The organism is Coprococcus eutactus (genome assembly GCF_001404675.1).
Classification (GTDB): domain Bacteria; phylum Bacillota; class Clostridia; order Lachnospirales; family Lachnospiraceae; genus Coprococcus; species Coprococcus aceti.
Genome location: NZ_CYXU01000006.1, coordinates 112,205 through 128,723, shown reverse-complemented (window position 1 = coordinate 128,723; position 16,519 = coordinate 112,205). Strand labels below are relative to the sequence as shown.

Here is a 16,519-nt window from a genome sequence, read left to right as displayed (position 1 = left end):
CATTTCGTTTACTGCATGTGGATAGCGGCACTTTCCTTATGTGGATATGCTTGTTTAAGATGAGATTTACATAAGGAGGAAAGAAACACAGTGGACGAAAGAGTTAAGATAGTGTTTGGATTGCTGGGAGGACTTGCCATGTTCCTATATGGAATGAACAGCATGAGCGATGCACTCCAGAAGGCAGCAGGAGAAAAGATGAAGAGGATATTGGGATTCCTTACCAAGAATCCTTTGATGGGAGCTTTGGCGGGGGCACTTGTAACCGCAGTTCTCCAGAGCAGTTCGGCGACCACGGTCATGGTCATCGGATTTGTAAGTGCAGGACTCATGAGTCTGCCACAGGCTATATCAGTAATATTTGGAGCAAATATAGGAACGACCATGACGGCACAGCTTATGGCGTTCAAGATCAGTAATTACATATATCCGATCATATTCATAGGCTTCATTATGAACTTTGTGTTCAAGAAGGAAAAGATCAGAAATGTTGGTATGGTCATATTCTCATTTGGACTTCTCTTTGAAGGTATTGAGGTCATGGGTGGTGTTATGAAACCACTTGCCAGCAGTGCGATATTTGTGGATCTGATGGGCAAGGTGTCAGAGATACCGGTTCTCGGAGTTGTACTTGGTGCAGTCATGACCTTGGTTGTACAGAGTAGTTCGGCGACCATTGCGGTACTTCAGAACTTTGCGTCACAGCCTGGACCTGACGGAATACACAGTGTCATAGGTCTGGCAGGGGCGATACCTATCCTTTTTGGAGATAACATTGGAACAACCATCACAGCGCTTCTGGCATCCATAGGACAGTCCAAGAATGCCAAGAGAACAGCCATCGCGCACAGTACATTCAATATCACAGGAACCATACTTTTCATGTTCCTTATAAGACCGCTGGCTGCATTTGTGCAGTGGATATCACCAAAGGGCGATGAACTTGACATCATATCAAGGCAGATAGCAAATGCGCATACCACGTTCAATGTGGCATGTACACTTATCTGGCTGCCTCTGATACCTGTTATGGTGAAGATAGTGAAGTTTATCATCAGGGGCGAGGACAAGAAAAATTCAGAGGGCTTTGTAGCCAAGTACCTCGATGATAAAGCTATGTCACAGCCTGCGGCAGCTATCTACATGGCCGCAAAGGAGATATCAAGATTGTCTGTTCATGCGGGCAAGATGATAGGGGCTATGAGAAATGCTATAGAGAAGAGAAATATTACGGATATCCGTGACAAATATGTGGATGAGCATGATAAGGTCAAGGAGCTTCAGGATATAATAGTTGATTTCATCACAAAGCTGATATCAAGCGGTAACCTTACTGAGAAACAGGCAGAGCAGGCGGCAGGACTCATGGTAGTCAGCAACAATATAGAGCGTATAGCAGACAGGTGCGATGAGGTGGATGGTCTGTATAAAAAGATCCTGGACAATGGACAACTGCTGTCGGATGCTGCGATAACTGACCTGACAGCATGTATGGATATGACAGAGAAACTTTTCAGTGAGTCAATGAATGCGATAATTACGGGGGACAGCGAAACTCCTGACAAGGTTGCCGCAGATAAGAAGAAGATAAGAAAGCTCCAGAGACAGGCAGGTAAGGCTCATCTCGCAAGAGTCAAGAAAAACACCTGTGTGAGAAGTCTGACAGCGGATTATTCAGCACTCCTTTACAGCATGGATCGTATGGCGGACAACTGTATATCCATTGCGGAAGAGGCAATCGACGATTTCACATTTGACAAACTTGATATAGAGAATATGGATAGCGACAGTGAAGTCAAGGTGAAGGCAGGTGCTCAGGCATGACAAAATACAAATGTGAAAGAACGTATATTGACAGGCATATAGACAGAAACTGCAAAAGGGCTGGATACTGGAAAATGGTGGGCAGATTTCTTGCAATGGCTGCACTGGGTTCTCTGCTGCTTACAGGATGTGGCACCAAAGTGGACGTTCCGGATATGTCATCCATGGGTACAATAAACGTGGTTTCCAGAGAGGAAGGTTCCGGTACTAAGACGGAATTTGACAATCTTGTAGACACCGATGCGACGGGAACCAACACTGTTGCAGATTCCACAGACAATGTTATATCGCAAGTAGCCTCTGACAAAAATGCGATAGGTTATATAGCATATAGTGCAGAAAATAACAGCGGCGTAAAGGTGCTGGATGTCGATGGGACAGCTCCGGATACGGCATCCGTAGAAAAGGATAAATATTCTCTGTGCAGGGATTATATATTGGTATACAGTGGGGAACTGTCAGCCGTGGCAAAGGACTTTATGGCTTATGTGAAGTCTGCAGGGCAGGCTGTGGTTGCGGATTATTGTGTTCCTGTAAAGAAAAGCGAGACATTTCTGTCAGACAAGTCTGGTGGTACGGTGGAGATACATGGTTCCACATCGGCAGCTCCGATTGTATCTAAGCTGGCAGAGGAATATATGAAGATCAATCAGGCAGCGAAGATTGTAGTCACAGAGTCGGATTCGACACAGGGACTCAATGATGCACTTCAGGGCAGATGTGACCTTGGAATGTCATCCAGAAGCCTTCAACCATACGAGAGCGAGCTGCTCACGTCATATGTATTTGGACGTGATGCGATTGCTGTGATCGTAAACAGTGAGAATCCGCTATCTGACATATCGGTGGATATGCTGAAGAAGATATATGACAAGAAGTATACAGAGTGGGGAGATTTAAAATAATTTCATGAGGAGAGCTTTGCGTGAAAATATAATGCGGCTGCTCCTTTAAACAGGAGGATAGTCATGCTGGCTATCCATCTTGTTATATATGTAAAGAATAAAATAGATAGAAAGAGGACAGGCAATTGGTAAACTGGCTGATCAGATTAATAAAAATAATAAAGAACAGAAAAGGAGAATATGAAGAGATGGCACAGGAGACAAATATAAGTACAATAAAGGGCGTATACGTCAACAGAGAGATTTCATGGCTCAAGTTTAATGAGCGTGTGCTGGAGGAGGCACAGAATGAGAATTCACCGCTTTGCGAGAAATTGTCATTTCTGGCAATATATCAGTCAAATCTTGATGAATTCTTCATGGTGAGAGTTGGTTCTCTGGAGGATCAGAAACTTTTGACCGGAGATCAGAGGGAGAATAAGACAAAGCTCAGTCCACAGGAGCAGATTGATGCTATCCTTGAGAATGTCACAAAGCTCAATGCGATCAAAGACAACATATATGAGAATCTCATGAAAGATGTTGAGCCGGAGGGCTTTAGACTGGTACGATATGCAGACCTGTCAAAGGCTGACGCAAAGTATCTTGACAGTTATTTTGCGCAGGAGATACTTCCGCTGCTATCAGTGATGATCGTTGGAAGAAAACAGCCATTCCCATTCCTCAAGAACAGAGAGATATATGCCCTTGCCATACTTGAGAGAAAGGGCAAGAAGAAACTCGGTATCATACCTTGCGAGAGCGGAATGCTTCCAAGACTTGTCGCACTTCCGGGTGTGCCGGGAACCTATATACTTTTGGAGGAGCTTATCCTTCACTATGCTCCAGGGCTTTTCAAGGGCTACAAGGTTCAGGAGAAGACCCTCATGAGGATCACCAGAAATGCCGATATCGACGTGAGCAAGGTGTATGATGAAGACCTCAACTATAGAGATCAGATGGAGCAGGTTGTTAAGCTTAGAAAGAAACTTGCTCCGGTCAGAATAGAATTTACAAGAGATATATCACAGAAGATGGTGGGCGAGGTGTGTGATTACTGTGAGCTTGACGAAAAACATGTATTTTATTCAAAATCTCCGCTGGATCTGTCATTTGTATTCCAGATACAGGATAAGCTCAGGGACAGACAGGAGCTGTTCTTTGAGAAGAGAGTGTCACAGCAGTCACCGGATCTTGATGTGATGAAGCCACTTATACCTCAGATACTTGAGAAGGATGTGCTTCTCTCATATCCGTATGAGAGCATCAGACCGTTCCTGAATCTCCTTCAGGAGGCAGCAAGAGATCCAAAGGTAAATGCAATCAGGATGACACTTTACCGTCTGGCAAAGAACTCCAAGGTGGTGGAGGCTCTTGTTGAAGCTGCTGAGAACGGTAAGCAGGTTGAGGTACTTGTGGAACTCAAGGCAAGATTTGATGAGGAAAATAACATAGAGTGGAGCCGTACCCTCGAGGACGCGGGCTGTCATGTTGTGTATGGTGTGGATGGTCTCAAGGTACACTCAAAGCTTTGTCTTATAACCAGAAAGGATGGAGGCAGGATCCAATACATAACACAGATAGGAACGGGCAATTACAATGAGAAGACATCGAGACTCTACACAGATCTGTCACTTATGACTGCAAATGAGGATATTGGTAAGGATGCCATGAAAGTGTTCCAGTCAATCCTCATCGGCAATACAGTCAGCCATGCTGATCACCTGCTTGTGGCTCCTGAATGCCTGCAGGCTCCGGTCATCAAGATGATAGATGATGAGATAACCATAGCAAAGGATGGTCAGCCTGCGTATATCGGTGTTAAGATCAATTCTCTCACTGACAAGAAGATCATCGACAAGCTGGTTGAGGCATCGAAGGCGGGAGTTAAGGTTGAACTTATAGTAAGAGGAATATGCTGTCTGCTGGCGGGAATCCCCGGGGAAACGGAGAATATACATATAAGAAGTATTGTTGGACGTTTCCTTGAGCATTCAAGAATATATATGTTCGGAACCCCTGACAGAGACAAGATATATATAGCTTCAGCAGATTTTATGACACGTAACACTCTCCGCCGTGTGGAGGTTGCTACACCTATATATGATGATAAGATCAAGCAGCGTATCAGAGATATGTTTGGACTTATGATGAAGGATAACATGCAGGCATGCATACAGCAGCCTGATGGCACCTACTTGAAACAGAACCGTGATGTGGAAGAGATAAACTCACAGGAAATACAGTATGCAGATGCCTATGAGAGGGCACGTCAGTAGATGTATTACATAGTGAGGGATGATGATGAAAAATAAGAAGATAAAGATCAGGGAGCTTGAGGATATAATAAAAAATAAACGGATATACCCGGTGTTTCAGCCTATAGTAGATCTTAGAAGTGGACATATATTTGCTTATGAAGCATTGTCCAGAGTACTGGGTGGTTCCAGCATGGAAATAGGTGAACTGTTTGAGCTGGCATGCAGGTGCAGAAAGGTCTGGGAACTCGAGGCGGTATGCCGCCGCAATGCTCTGAAGCAGGCGGTGTATATGCCGGCTGGGAAAAAGCTGTTTTTAAATGTTGATCCAAATGTCATACTTGATCCGAAGTTCCGCAGTGGAACCACAAGATATATGATGAAAAAGTATGGTCTGACACCTGACGATGTGGTGTTTGAGGTGACTGAGAGGACCAGGATAAAGAAGGAGACAACATTCACTGAGACGGTCAATCATTATCGGGATGAAGAATTTCATATAGCCATAGATGATTTCGGAGCTGAGTTTGCAGGGATGAACAGAGTGTGTATGCTGCATCCGGAGTACATCAAGCTTGATATTGAACTTATAAAGGATATAGATTCAAATGAGTATCAGAGAAGCTTTGTGAAACATTTCGCAGATTTCTGTGAGGAGAAAGGGATCAAGCTGGTTGCAGAGGGCATAGAGACTAAAGCAGAGCTTGAGACCGCGGCACGAATAGGTGTGGCATATGGTCAGGGCTACTATCTGTATGCGCCGGGAGTACATTTTGCTGAGTAATCATAACGATTCAGAGTGAATATATATGGACATTTGCTTTCTGAGGACAGATATGATAGAATCTGTAAAAATCAAAGATAAAAATAACGTGCAGATTACGGACCGAAAAGGATAACGACTGTGCATGCTTTGGCATGCCGGCTGTTATCCTTTTTGTGTTTTATGGTGATTGCGGATAAGGAGAAGTGCATGTATCTGATGATAGACAATTTTGATTCATTTGTGTATAACCTGAAGGCGTATTTCGAGGAAATGGGAAGATGTGTGACCGTAAAAAGGTGCGATCGGATATCTCTGCATGATGTGGAAGATCTGGAGCCGGAGGGCATAATACTTTCACCGGGACCTGGGCGGCCATGGGAGGCAAAAATGTGTGTGGATGTTGTGAACATGTATAAGGGAAAAATTCCGATACTTGGAGTCTGTCTTGGACATCAGATACTTGGGTATTGTGCGGGCGCCATTGTTGAAAAAGGAAAGATGCCAATGCATGGAAAGGTGACAGAGATACATACCTGTGGAACAGGTCTGTTCGCGCGGCTGCCGGAAAGCTTTCATGTCACAAGGTACCACTCATTGGTAATAAATGGCAGTAGTCTGCCGGATGATTACCAGGTGGATGCTATATCCGAGGATGGTGCAGTTATGGGAATATCACACAGAAGGCTGCCGTTGTACGGGGTGCAGTTTCATCCGGAAGCGGTACTTACGGAGTATGGTCATGATATATTGTATAATTTTTGTATAGCGGCGGAGAAATTTAATTGCAGATAAGGAGTCATATATGAGCAGTATGAGGCGAGTGGTAAAAAAACTTGACAGATATGTGTGTGCAGCTGATGTTTTTGGAATATATGAGGATGAGACAGGAATAGCATTTCTTGACTCATCCCTTGTGAATAATCTGGGACACTATTCGATCATCGGGAGATGCCCGTATCTCAGGCTTGTTAAGAATGGGGATACATTTGAGGTTAATGGAGATTCTGAAAAGAATATAACATTTGAAGAATATATGAGACAGTATCTTGTACAGCATATGGATAAGAGCCCGGAGGATTTGCCAATCGTATCAGGAGCGATAGGGTATGTATCCTACGATTATGGAATGGACAGGATGGGGCTTGATTCCATCAATGAAGACCTTGTGTCTGTTCCAGAGGCAGTCATGACATTCTATGACTGTTTTGTTGTTGAAGATTGCCTAAAAAAAGAGACATATCTTGTGGCAAATGGTATGACAGGTGATGCACAGTCAAATATTGATGTAATGGAGAATGATATAGAGAAGTATTGCGGCAGGGATGATCGGGAAAGTGGGAATATAATTGACAGGACGAGTGAAGATGTACAAAAGAGGAAGAAGTATAACTTGAATGTGTACGAAGAATGCAGCAGGGAAGAGTATGAGAACTCTATAAGAAGGCTGAAGGATTATATAACCGAGGGGGATGTATATGTTGCAAATTTGACAAGGCATATGGTTGTCGACAGCGATAAAAAGCCTCTGGACGTGTTTTATGACCTGAGAGTTAGCAATCCGTCGCCATTTGGTGGATATCTTGATCTGGGAGATTATCAGATAGTGAGCGCCTCTCCTGAACGGTTTATGCAGATAAAGGATCGTCGTGTGTACACCCGGCCGATAAAGGGGACGAGGAGACGGGGAGAGACTGACAGGGAGGATGAGGCACTCAGGGGTGAGCTTGAGAAATCACAGAAGGAAAAGAGTGAACTCCTGATGATTGTAGATCTTGAGAGGAATGACCTGAACCATGTGTGCAGACCAGGAAGCGTAAAAGTGACTGAACTGTTTTCGATAGAAGAGTATGCGACTGTTTTCCATCAGGTGGCAAATGTTGAAGGCATGCTGCAGGATGGGGAAGATGTGATGTCTCTTCTTACTGCGGCATTTCCGGGTGGTTCTGTTACGGGGGCACCGAAACGCAGGGCTATGGAGATTACAGATGAACTTGAATGTGGGAAGAGAAATATTTACACCGGCTCTATTGGTTATATTACATTGGATGGAAAATGTGATTTTAATATAGTGATAAGAACTGTATTGTACAGAAATGGCAGGTATTATCTAGGCGTTGGAGGCGGTATTACTGCCGATTCAGATCCTGGTGCAGAGTATGAAGAGACACGGGATAAGGCAAAAGCAATACTCAGTGCATTGCAGTAGCATTTGAAAATGATGAAAATGGGAGAAATGTAAAATGAATGTAAAAATGGATGATTGCTTTCAATTTGGTCTTGGAGCATTTGAAACTATAAGTGTGGTTGACGGCAGGCCGATATTTCTTGACAGGCATCTGAGACGCCTGGAAGATGCTGCAAGATTCCTGGATCTTGGCATGCCAGCAGAACGGGGCATAGACAGGATAGCTGTGCTGGAATATCTGAGAAAGTGGATGAGTGAGCATGATTACAGAGATCGATCAGGTCATATGAGGCGATGTGCGTTAAAGATCATGCTGACTCAGGAAAATGTGATTTTTTCAATGAGAGATAATCCTTACACCCCGGATATATACGAACGGGGGTTTGCAATGGACATAAGTAATGTTAGAAGAAATGAGACATCGCCGTTCGTATATCATAAAACCATGAATTACGGAGACTGCATTCTTGAAAAAAGGCGGTCTGGCAAAGCTGGAATGGATGAACGGATCTTCCTGAATACAAAGGGACAGATATGCGAGGGTACGGTGAGTAATATATTTTTGGTGAGAGATGGTAGGATATACACACCTGCGATAGACTCAGGTCTTCTGCCTGGAACAGTAAGGGAGTATATCTGTGAATCAGAGGCGGTCACGCAGACGGTGATATTCCCTGATGAACTGTCATCGTATCAGGAATGCTTTGTGACCAATTCCTTGATGGGGGTCATGCCGGTGAAACTACTGGGAAATATCAGCTTTGAGGAGAGGAACGTCACAGCCATGATAATGAGAAAATATCATAATTTTTCAGCTTTATGCCGGTAAAATGCCTTTTTGTATCATTGTGGTCCGGGCTCAGCCACTTCGCATATGGTAAGAGTGTCACCAGATATGGTAAACCTTATATCGTATCCGCCGTACAGCATTCCATAGCGTCTATTCGGTTCATCCTGATAGCCAGGCCTTGGATCCTGCGCAAGTATCTCTTTCAGGGCCTCGATCTGTGTACTTGAAAATATCGTTTCAAGTTTGGTGGCGATATCGTCAGAGAAACGTACTGACAGCTCCGGAATATCAAGAGAGTCCGTCCAGCCCCCGGTCGCCTCCGGGTGGCTGTCTGTGTATGGCAGATAAGGCTTGATGTCGTACACCGGTGTACCATCCAGTATATCGGCTCCTGACACCACAAGCCCGTGTACACAGCCAGTTTCTTCATTATATATAATGTCCAGAAGCTTCACCGACGACAGTCCGATGTTGTTCGGCCTGAAAGGTGATCTGGTGGCAAAAACCCCCATCCGCTGGTTACCGCCCAGCTTTGGGGGTTTTACTGTTGCGGTAAAACCGTTCTTGTGAGCCCTGGAGAAGTCCCACAGCAGCCATATGTGGGAGAATCCGTCAAGTCCTCTGAACGCCTCTGCCTGATTGTACGGTGGAAGTATCTCTATAAAAGCGGCGGCGCGGCCTGTCAGACCGCTCTGCCTTGGAATCCCGAACTTCTCTTTGTAGTCGCATCTCACATATCCTATCACTTCTAAACTGGTATTTGTCATGTATATTTATCCCACTTTCTGGTTGCAATTTATAAGTTATGGCAGATTATTTGCTGTACATTCAGCATGCATTGATTAACGCCGACTTTACATTCAATTTACATAGCGTTGGTTATGTATTTTACTTATGCCATTTATTATAGTTCAAAGAAAAGAACAAAAGGCGCGCGAGTTCTTTTCCGGGACATAAGCAAAGAATGATATGCCCCAATAATACAATATTTGTAAAGACCGGTTCAAGAGATAACCGGCACATGCAGCAAGTTTTTGAAGAAAACTTGTTATGCATTACAAGCCATAAAAGAATATGGGCAAAGTAAGGAGATAAGAAAAATGATTAGATTAAAGAAAGTATTAGCAGTTACACTTGGAGCAGCACTTATGGTAGGAAGCCTTGCAGGCTGTGGAAATAATTCATCAAAGAGCGCAGATGGCGGATTCGATGCAGCACAGGATATATCAGTAGTATCAAGAGAGGAAGGCTCAGGAACAAGAGGAGCATTCGTAGAGCTCACAGGAGTTGAGGAGAAGGATGCAGATGGCAATAAGGTCGACAACACAACAACAAATGCCATTACATGCAACAGCACAGAGGTCGTACTCACAACAGTAGCAGGGGATGATTATGCAATCGGTTACATATCACTCGGAGCACTCAACGATACAGTAAAGGCACTCAAGATCGGTGGAGTTGAGGCAAGTGAGGAGAACATCAACAATGGTTCATACACACTTTCAAGACCTTTCAACATCGTTACAAAGGATGGCATCAGTGATGTTGCACAGGATTTCATCAACTACATCATGAGCGAGGATGGACAGAAGATCATCTCAGCAAATAAGTACATCGAGGTTGCAAACAGCGGAGCATTTACTTCAACAAATCCAAAGGGCAAGATTGTTGTTGCAGGATCATCTTCAGTAACACCTGTTATGGAAAAACTTATCGAGGCATACAAGGCAATCAACACAAACGCTGACATCGAGCTTCAGGAGAGCGATTCAACAACAGGTATCACATCAACATCAGATGGAACATGCGACATAGGTATGGCATCACGTGAACTCAAGGATACAGAGACAGCACTTGGTCTCAAGGCAACAGTAATAGCAATGGACGGAATTGCAGTTATAGTAAATAACAACAACCCTGCTGAGGACTACACAGTAGATCAGGTCAAGGACATATTCACAGGTTCAGCAGCAAAGTGGGAGGACGTAAAGTAATCAGCTTATGCATAAACTTAAAGAAACAATTATGCATGTAGTATTCCTGATAGCGGCACTGGTATCCATCGCAGCAGTAGCACTCATATGTGTGTTCCTGTTTGTGAATGGAATACCGGCCATTAAAGAGATAGGCTTCGGGGATTTCACCCTTGGTGAGGTCTGGAAGCCTACAAATGGGTACTACGGCATTCTTCCTTTCATATTAGGAAGTATATATGTGACAGCCGGAGCACTGATAATTGGAGTTCCGATAGGACTTCTGACAGCGATATATCTGGCAAAGTTTTGTCCCGACAGATTATATAAAGTTATAAAGCCATTTATCAATCTGATGGCCGGAATACCTTCGGTAGTATATGGATTCTTTGGAATGTGTGTGCTTGTACCGATGGTGAGAAGCATATTTGGAGTAAATGGAAATACGATGCTCACGGCATCAGTACTTCTTGGAATGATGATACTTCCAACTATCATCAGTGTATCAGAGACCTCAATAAGAGCGGTACCTGACAAATATTATCAGGGAGCCCTGGCACTTGGAGCAACACATGAGCGAAGCGTGTTCAAGACTGTTGTCCCTGCAGCAAAGTCAGGAGTTATGGCAGCGATTATCCTTGGTGTTGGCCGTGCAGTTGGAGAGACTATGGCGGTCATCATGGTTGCTGGAAATCAGGTCCATATGCCTGACGGAATACTGAGAGGTGTCAGAACACTCACCACAAATATAGTAATGGAGATGGGATATGCGACGGACCTGCACAGACAGGCTCTGATAGCGACGGGCGTTGTACTGTTCGTATTCATACTCATTATCAACCTCCTGTTCTCCATCATAAAGAGAAAGACGGTGGCATAGATGACAGAGAGAGTAGAAGGAATAAAGACATTTGTCGCATGTGGCGATGACAGAACAAAAAATACAATAATCAGCACGAAAAAGACGGCACCTGAGGACGATCCTTCATCCATAGTTGATGTGGACAGCATAGAGGCTATAAACAAGAGCACATGGTCTGAGAAATGGGCTGAGTACAGAAAGAGACCGGGATCATTCATAATGTTTATCTTTGTACATCTGGCGACACTCATAACTGTGCTCTCCATAGGATTTCTGTTGGTGTATGTACTGGTAAAGGGAATCCCAAATCTTAATGCGGACATATTCAGCTGGGAATATACATCGGACAACTGTTCGCTGGTACCGGCACTTATAAATACGGTTTACATGACGCTGCTGTCCCTCCTGATAGCAGGTCCGATAGGAATATTTGCAGCGATATATCTTGTCGAATATGCAAAGACTGGCAATAAGCTGGTGGGGGTAGTGAGGATCACAGCGGAGACACTTACAGGAATACCTTCGATCGTATACGGACTATTTGGAATGCTGTTTTTCACAAATGCGTGTGGACTTAGATTATCACTCATATCAGGTGCGTTAACCCTGGCGATAATGGTTCTTCCGGTCATAATGAGAACCACAGAGGAGGCACTTATGGCAGTGCCTAAGTCTTATAGAGAAGGAAGTTTTGGACTGGGAGCCGGAAAGCTCAGAACAGTATTCAAAGTAGTGCTTCCAAGTGCCGTTCCTGGAATACTGTCAGGAATCATACTTGCGACAGGACGTATCGTGGGCGAAACGGCAGCACTCATATACACAGCAGGATCGGTTGCAAAGATGGCGACAAAGCTTACCGATTCAACAAGAACTCTGGCGGTTCATATGTACCTTCTGTCAAAAGAAGGACTTCACACGGATCAGGGTTATGCAACAGCGGTTGTACTTCTGGTGCTTGTGGTGCTTATCAACTTTGCGTCAGACAAGATTGCAGGAAAGGTTGCCGCAGATAAGGCCAATTAACACGTGTTGGGGCTTTGGAATCAGAGTCTTGGCAGGTGCTTACAATATCCGGCAGAAGCGATTGAGCTTCTGCAATTAGAAAAGAAAATATTAAGGTGCGATGTGAAAGAAAGACATCATAACAATACAAATGATGTAACGATTCGCATTTGATGTTAAGAATGGAGAAAAATAGATGAATAATAACGTTAAGTTCAGCGTTAAAAATCTTAACCTCTATTATGGAAAGTTCCATGCCCTTAAGGGTATTGATATGGATATTCCGTCAAATGAGGTTACAGCATTTATTGGACCATCAGGTTGTGGAAAGTCAACATTTCTCAAGTCACTCAACAGAATGAATGATCTGGTAGAGGGCTGTAAGATAACAGGTGATGTGAGGCTTGATGGAGAGGACATATACAGCGGAATGGATATTAACCTTTTGAGAAAAAGAGTTGGAATGGTATTCCAGCAGCCAAATCCATTTCCGATGAGCGTGTATGACAATATAGCATATGGCCCAAGAACCCATGGAATAAGAAACCGTGCAAAGCTTGATGAGATAGTTGAGAGATCTCTCAGACAGGCAGCCATATGGGATGAGCTCAAGGACAGACTGAAGAAATCAGCCCTGGGTCTTTCTGGTGGTCAGCAGCAGAGGCTCTGTATAGCCAGAGCACTGGCAGTGGAGCCTGAGGTACTTCTCATGGATGAGCCTACATCGGCCCTTGATCCTATATCGACATCCAAGATAGAGGACCTGGTACTTGAACTGAAGGACAATTACACCATTATCATGGTTACGCATAACATGCAGCAGGCAACCAGAGTTGCGGACAACACAGCGTTCTTCCTTCTCGGAGAGGTTGTTGAGTACGCAGAGACAGAAAAGATGTTCAGCAAGCCGGCTGATAAGCGTACAGAGGATTACATCACCGGTAGATTTGGTTAGGAGGGACATGATGAGAGACAAATATGAGATGCAGCTTAGAAAGCTTCACGCAGAGATGATAGAGATGGGAACTATGATCGAGCAGGCAATCGAGACAGCGATCAAGGCTCTCGTGGCCCAGGACACAGAGCTCGCAAAGAAGGCGATCGAGGCGGATGATGCCATTGACCATCAGGAGAGAGAGATTGAGAATCTGTGCCTCAAGCTGTTCCTTACCCAGCAGCCGGTTGCCGGGGATATGAGAAATATATCCGCAGCACTCAAGATGATAACGGATATGGAGAGGATCGGAGATCACGCCTCAGATATATCAGAACTCACACTGCGCATGGCTGGCACACCATATATAAAGAAGCTTGAGCACATACAGCAGATGGCAAAAGAGACGATCGTCATGCTGGTATCAAGCATAGAGGCATATGTCAACGCAGATGAGAAAAAGGCAAAGAGTGTAATAGAGCATGACGATGTCGTCGATGATCTTTTTGACAAGGTCAAGAATGAACTCATCACAATGATACATGAGAATCCGGATGATGGAGAGCAGGCTTGTGACCTTCTTATGGTTGCCAAGTATCTTGAGAGGATTGGCGATCACGCAACGAATATATCAGAGTGGGTCCACTTCTCAATAACAGGAGAACATGTAGACTGATGATTGAGTCATGGACGAAAAGAGGTGATTTCTATGAAGTGGGTATGTACGAAGATAAATGAACTGTCACACATAACAGGTATAGGCAATATGAAACTTTTCATAACAGTCAGCATGGTGGTGTGCGGACTTGCGGGATGTGCTGCAGCATTGCTGCTCCACATGATCCCTGTGCTGGGAGATGTATCATTAGCAAAGCTGATGTTCATATGTGGCGGCTATGGCATGTTCCTGGTAGGAATGCTTGGAAGTGCGGTGTATCTGCTCATAAATGAGCCTCTGGGAAGCAAATAAACAGATGAAAACAGAAAAAAGGTCTATGTGATACCACAAAACTGTGCCAAATATTTTGCAGGATTTTACATAGATTTTAAATTTACACAGATTTTACATACACATATCTCACATTTTACATATCCCTTTTACAATAGACTCTGATAAAACAGACGCTGTAAAAGGGATATTGTGTATACAAGTCCTTATACAGAAGTAATTGGAAATGTAATAAGGAGACAAAAAATATGGATATTTTCAATGTGTTATCCCTTCTGGGCGGACTTGCAATGTTCCTGTATGGAATGAACGTGATGGGAGATGGCCTTGCCAAGACGGCTGGCGGTAAGCTGGAGAAGATACTGGAAAAACTCACATCCACACCTATAAAGGGTGTTCTGCTGGGCGCCGCGGTGACAGGAGTGATCCAGTCATCATCGGCGACCACAGTTATGGTGGTTGGACTTGTAAACTCAGGCATCATGAAGCTGAGACAGGCAGTGGGTATCATCATGGGTGCAAATATAGGAACAACAGTAACATCATGGATACTCAGCCTTACAGGAATACAGAGTGACAATATATTTATTAATATGTTGAAACCCTCATCCTTTTCACCTATACTCGCAGTAATAGGAATAATATTCCTCATGTTCACCAAGTCTGAGAAGAAGCACGATATAGGTGGAATCCTTCTTGGATTTACAGTGCTCATGTTTGGTATGGAGATGATGAGCGGTGCGGTTGCTCCGCTTAAGGATGTACCGGAATTTACGAATATACTCACCATGTTCTCCAATCCATTCCTTGGAATGCTTGTGGGAATGTTGATAACAGCTATCATACAGAGTTCTTCGGCGTCTGTAGGTATACTCCAGGCGCTGTGTGCAACCGGGGCTGTGTCATTTGGGACGGCGATCCCAATCATCATGGGTCAGAACATAGGAACCTGTGTAACGGCACTGATATCATGTATAGGAACCAAGAAGAATGCCAAGAGAGCTGCGTTTGTGCATCTGTACTTCAACATCATAGGAACAGTCGTGTTCATGGTGGTGTTCTACACGGTCAATTCATTTGTACACTTCCAGTTCCTGAATGATTCAGCGAATGCAGCTGGTATAGCTGTTGTACACAGTGTGTTCAACGTTGCAGCGACACTTCTTCTGCTTCCGTTCTCAGGCGGACTTGAGAAGCTTGCAACGCTCACTGTCAGAGATAAGGATGAGGTGGAGAAAAATACTCCTGCAGAGCTGGAGATGCTCAAGCGTCTGGATGCCAGATTCCTTGAGAAACCAGCATTTGCTGTTGGACACTGTATAGAGGTCGTAAAATACATGGCTCAGCTTTCAAAGAACAGTGTTGATATGGCACTGTCACTGGTTGATAATTATGATGAAGCGGTCAGGGATAAGGTTGAGGATCTTGAGGGCATCATAGATACCTATGAGGATGAGGTCGGTTCTTATATGGTAAAGCTCAGCAGCAAGGAGCTCTCCCATGAGGATAGCCAGAAGGTATCGATCGGACTTCATGTCATAGGTGATCTTGAGAGAATGTCGGATCACGCCATAACCATAGCGGATATATGCAGGAAGATGAATGAGGCGGGCGCGTCCTTCTCAGAAAAGGCAAAGTCAGAGCTGGGTGTATACAAGGATGCAGTTCAGAACATAGTCAGCATGACTGTGGAGGCTTACGACAAAGAAGACCTTCAGGAGGCATCCCATGTGGAGCCGCTTGAGGAAGCCATCAATGAGCTCAACAGCGCGGTTAAGAAGCAGCATATCAAGAGACTTCAGAAGGGGAAATGTACCATTGAGCTCGGAATATCACTGGAGAATCTTATCAACAACTATGAGAGAGTTGCAGATCACTGTTCCAACGTGGCGGTGGCAATGCTTCAGTTAAAATCAGATAACTTTGATACACATGAATATCTGGATAACATGAAGAAGGATTCCAACATAGATTTCCAGAGCATGTACACATATTACAGAGAGATGTACAAGCTGAAGTGATATCTGGCACGTATAAATAAAAAAATAATGATAAAAATAAAATTGCAATACGCATGTAAATGAAAGTGGTA

Annotated in this window: 15 protein-coding genes; 14 read left to right on the top strand and 1 reads right to left on the bottom strand. The window is 44.2% G+C overall.

All coding sequences use genetic code 11. The features are described from left to right. Nucleotides 1-90 precede the first annotated feature (90 nt). From ARA78_RS11670 to ARA78_RS11640, 7 genes are all read left to right on the top strand, one after another. On the top strand, nucleotides 91-1,824 hold the full coding sequence (locus ARA78_RS11670) for a Na/Pi cotransporter family protein (RefSeq protein ID WP_055280562.1): 1,734 nt from the start codon (nucleotides 91-93) through the stop codon (nucleotides 1,822-1,824). Continuing rightward, nucleotides 1,821-2,729 (top strand): substrate-binding domain-containing protein, encoded by a 909-nt coding sequence (locus tag ARA78_RS11665; RefSeq protein WP_055273765.1) that lies wholly within the window; start codon nucleotides 1,821-1,823, stop codon nucleotides 2,727-2,729. The genes ARA78_RS11670 and ARA78_RS11665 overlap by 4 nt, the downstream gene beginning before the upstream one ends. A gap of 188 nt (nucleotides 2,730-2,917) precedes the next feature. Then, nucleotides 2,918-4,987: a polyphosphate kinase 1 gene (gene ppk1, locus ARA78_RS11660; RefSeq protein WP_055273785.1), complete on the top strand. Its 2,070-nt coding sequence runs from the start codon at nucleotides 2,918-2,920 to the stop codon at nucleotides 4,985-4,987. A 19-nt stretch (nucleotides 4,988-5,006) separates the two neighbouring features. Then, nucleotides 5,007-5,750 carry an EAL domain-containing protein gene (locus tag ARA78_RS11655; protein WP_055280561.1) on the top strand — a complete coding sequence of 248 codons (744 nt, stop codon included), beginning with the start codon at nucleotides 5,007-5,009 and terminating at the stop codon, nucleotides 5,748-5,750. A gap of 189 nt (nucleotides 5,751-5,939) precedes the next feature. Then, nucleotides 5,940-6,524: an anthranilate synthase component II gene (locus ARA78_RS11650; RefSeq protein WP_015533771.1), complete on the top strand. Its 585-nt coding sequence runs from the start codon at nucleotides 5,940-5,942 to the stop codon at nucleotides 6,522-6,524. A 10-nt stretch (nucleotides 6,525-6,534) separates the two neighbouring features. Then, nucleotides 6,535-7,938 (top strand): aminodeoxychorismate synthase component I, encoded by a 1,404-nt coding sequence (gene pabB / locus ARA78_RS11645; RefSeq protein WP_055273760.1) that lies wholly within the window; start codon nucleotides 6,535-6,537, stop codon nucleotides 7,936-7,938. 34 nt (nucleotides 7,939-7,972) lie between these two features. Beyond that, the gene (locus ARA78_RS11640; RefSeq protein WP_055273758.1) at nucleotides 7,973-8,746 is read left to right on the top strand and encodes an aminotransferase class IV; all 774 of its coding nucleotides are present in this window, start codon (nucleotides 7,973-7,975) and stop codon (nucleotides 8,744-8,746) included. A 14-nt stretch (nucleotides 8,747-8,760) separates the two neighbouring features. Here the strand turns inward: ARA78_RS11640 and tsaA are convergent, their stop codons facing one another. Further along, complete coding sequence (gene tsaA, locus ARA78_RS11635; protein WP_055273756.1) at nucleotides 8,761-9,474, bottom strand: tRNA (N6-threonylcarbamoyladenosine(37)-N6)-methyltransferase TrmO; 714 nt, start codon at nucleotides 9,472-9,474, stop codon at nucleotides 8,761-8,763. A gap of 333 nt (nucleotides 9,475-9,807) precedes the next feature. Between tsaA and ARA78_RS11630 the strand changes: the two genes are divergently transcribed. From ARA78_RS11630 to ARA78_RS11600, 7 genes are all read left to right on the top strand, one after another. Further along, nucleotides 9,808-10,701: a substrate-binding domain-containing protein gene (locus ARA78_RS11630; RefSeq protein ID WP_055273754.1), complete on the top strand. Its 894-nt coding sequence runs from the start codon at nucleotides 9,808-9,810 to the stop codon at nucleotides 10,699-10,701. A 7-nt stretch (nucleotides 10,702-10,708) separates the two neighbouring features. Continuing rightward, on the top strand, nucleotides 10,709-11,560 hold the full coding sequence (gene pstC / locus ARA78_RS11625) for a phosphate ABC transporter permease subunit PstC (RefSeq protein ID WP_015533776.1): 852 nt from the start codon (nucleotides 10,709-10,711) through the stop codon (nucleotides 11,558-11,560). Beyond that, a complete protein-coding gene (gene pstA / locus ARA78_RS11620) occupies nucleotides 11,561-12,565 on the top strand; it encodes a phosphate ABC transporter permease PstA (protein WP_242849719.1) in 1,005 nt (334 codons plus the stop codon). It abuts the gene before it with no gap. A 175-nt stretch (nucleotides 12,566-12,740) separates the two neighbouring features. Further along, entirely contained in the window at nucleotides 12,741-13,499 is a 759-nt protein-coding gene (gene pstB, locus ARA78_RS11615) for a phosphate ABC transporter ATP-binding protein PstB (RefSeq protein WP_015533778.1), read from the top strand. A gap of 10 nt (nucleotides 13,500-13,509) precedes the next feature. Beyond that, a complete protein-coding gene (gene phoU, locus ARA78_RS11610; protein ID WP_055273752.1) occupies nucleotides 13,510-14,154 on the top strand; it encodes a phosphate signaling complex protein PhoU in 645 nt (214 codons plus the stop codon). Between the two features lie 33 nt (nucleotides 14,155-14,187). Further along, a complete protein-coding gene (locus ARA78_RS11605; RefSeq protein WP_022216633.1) occupies nucleotides 14,188-14,448 on the top strand; it encodes a hypothetical protein in 261 nt (86 codons plus the stop codon). A gap of 227 nt (nucleotides 14,449-14,675) precedes the next feature. After that, nucleotides 14,676-16,448, top strand: a complete 1,773-nt coding sequence (locus ARA78_RS11600; RefSeq protein ID WP_055146525.1) for a Na/Pi cotransporter family protein — start codon at nucleotides 14,676-14,678, stop codon at nucleotides 16,446-16,448. Nucleotides 16,449-16,519: the final 71 nt, after the last annotated feature.

Coding starts and splice junctions, on each gene's coding strand:
- ARA78_RS11630 (WP_055273754.1), top strand. CDS start 9,808: ATGATTAGATTAAAGAAAGTATTAGCAGTTACACTTGGAGCAGCACTT.
- pstA (WP_242849719.1), top strand. CDS start 11,561: ATGACAGAGAGAGTAGAAGGAATAAAGACATTTGTCGCATGTGGCGAT.
- pabB (WP_055273760.1), top strand. CDS start 6,535: ATGAGCAGTATGAGGCGAGTGGTAAAAAAACTTGACAGATATGTGTGT.
- ARA78_RS11605 (WP_022216633.1), top strand. CDS start 14,188: ATGAAGTGGGTATGTACGAAGATAAATGAACTGTCACACATAACAGGT.
- ARA78_RS11600 (WP_055146525.1), top strand. CDS start 14,676: ATGGATATTTTCAATGTGTTATCCCTTCTGGGCGGACTTGCAATGTTC.
- ARA78_RS11650 (WP_015533771.1), top strand. CDS start 5,940: ATGTATCTGATGATAGACAATTTTGATTCATTTGTGTATAACCTGAAG.
- ARA78_RS11640 (WP_055273758.1), top strand. CDS start 7,973: ATGAATGTAAAAATGGATGATTGCTTTCAATTTGGTCTTGGAGCATTT.
- ppk1 (WP_055273785.1), top strand. CDS start 2,918: ATGGCACAGGAGACAAATATAAGTACAATAAAGGGCGTATACGTCAAC.
- tsaA (WP_055273756.1), bottom strand. CDS start 9,474: ATGACAAATACCAGTTTAGAAGTGATAGGATATGTGAGATGCGACTAC.
- pstB (WP_015533778.1), top strand. CDS start 12,741: ATGAATAATAACGTTAAGTTCAGCGTTAAAAATCTTAACCTCTATTAT.
- ARA78_RS11655 (WP_055280561.1), top strand. CDS start 5,007: ATGATGATGAAAAATAAGAAGATAAAGATCAGGGAGCTTGAGGATATA.
- pstC (WP_015533776.1), top strand. CDS start 10,709: ATGCATAAACTTAAAGAAACAATTATGCATGTAGTATTCCTGATAGCG.
- phoU (WP_055273752.1), top strand. CDS start 13,510: ATGAGAGACAAATATGAGATGCAGCTTAGAAAGCTTCACGCAGAGATG.
- ARA78_RS11665 (WP_055273765.1), top strand. CDS start 1,821: ATGACAAAATACAAATGTGAAAGAACGTATATTGACAGGCATATAGAC.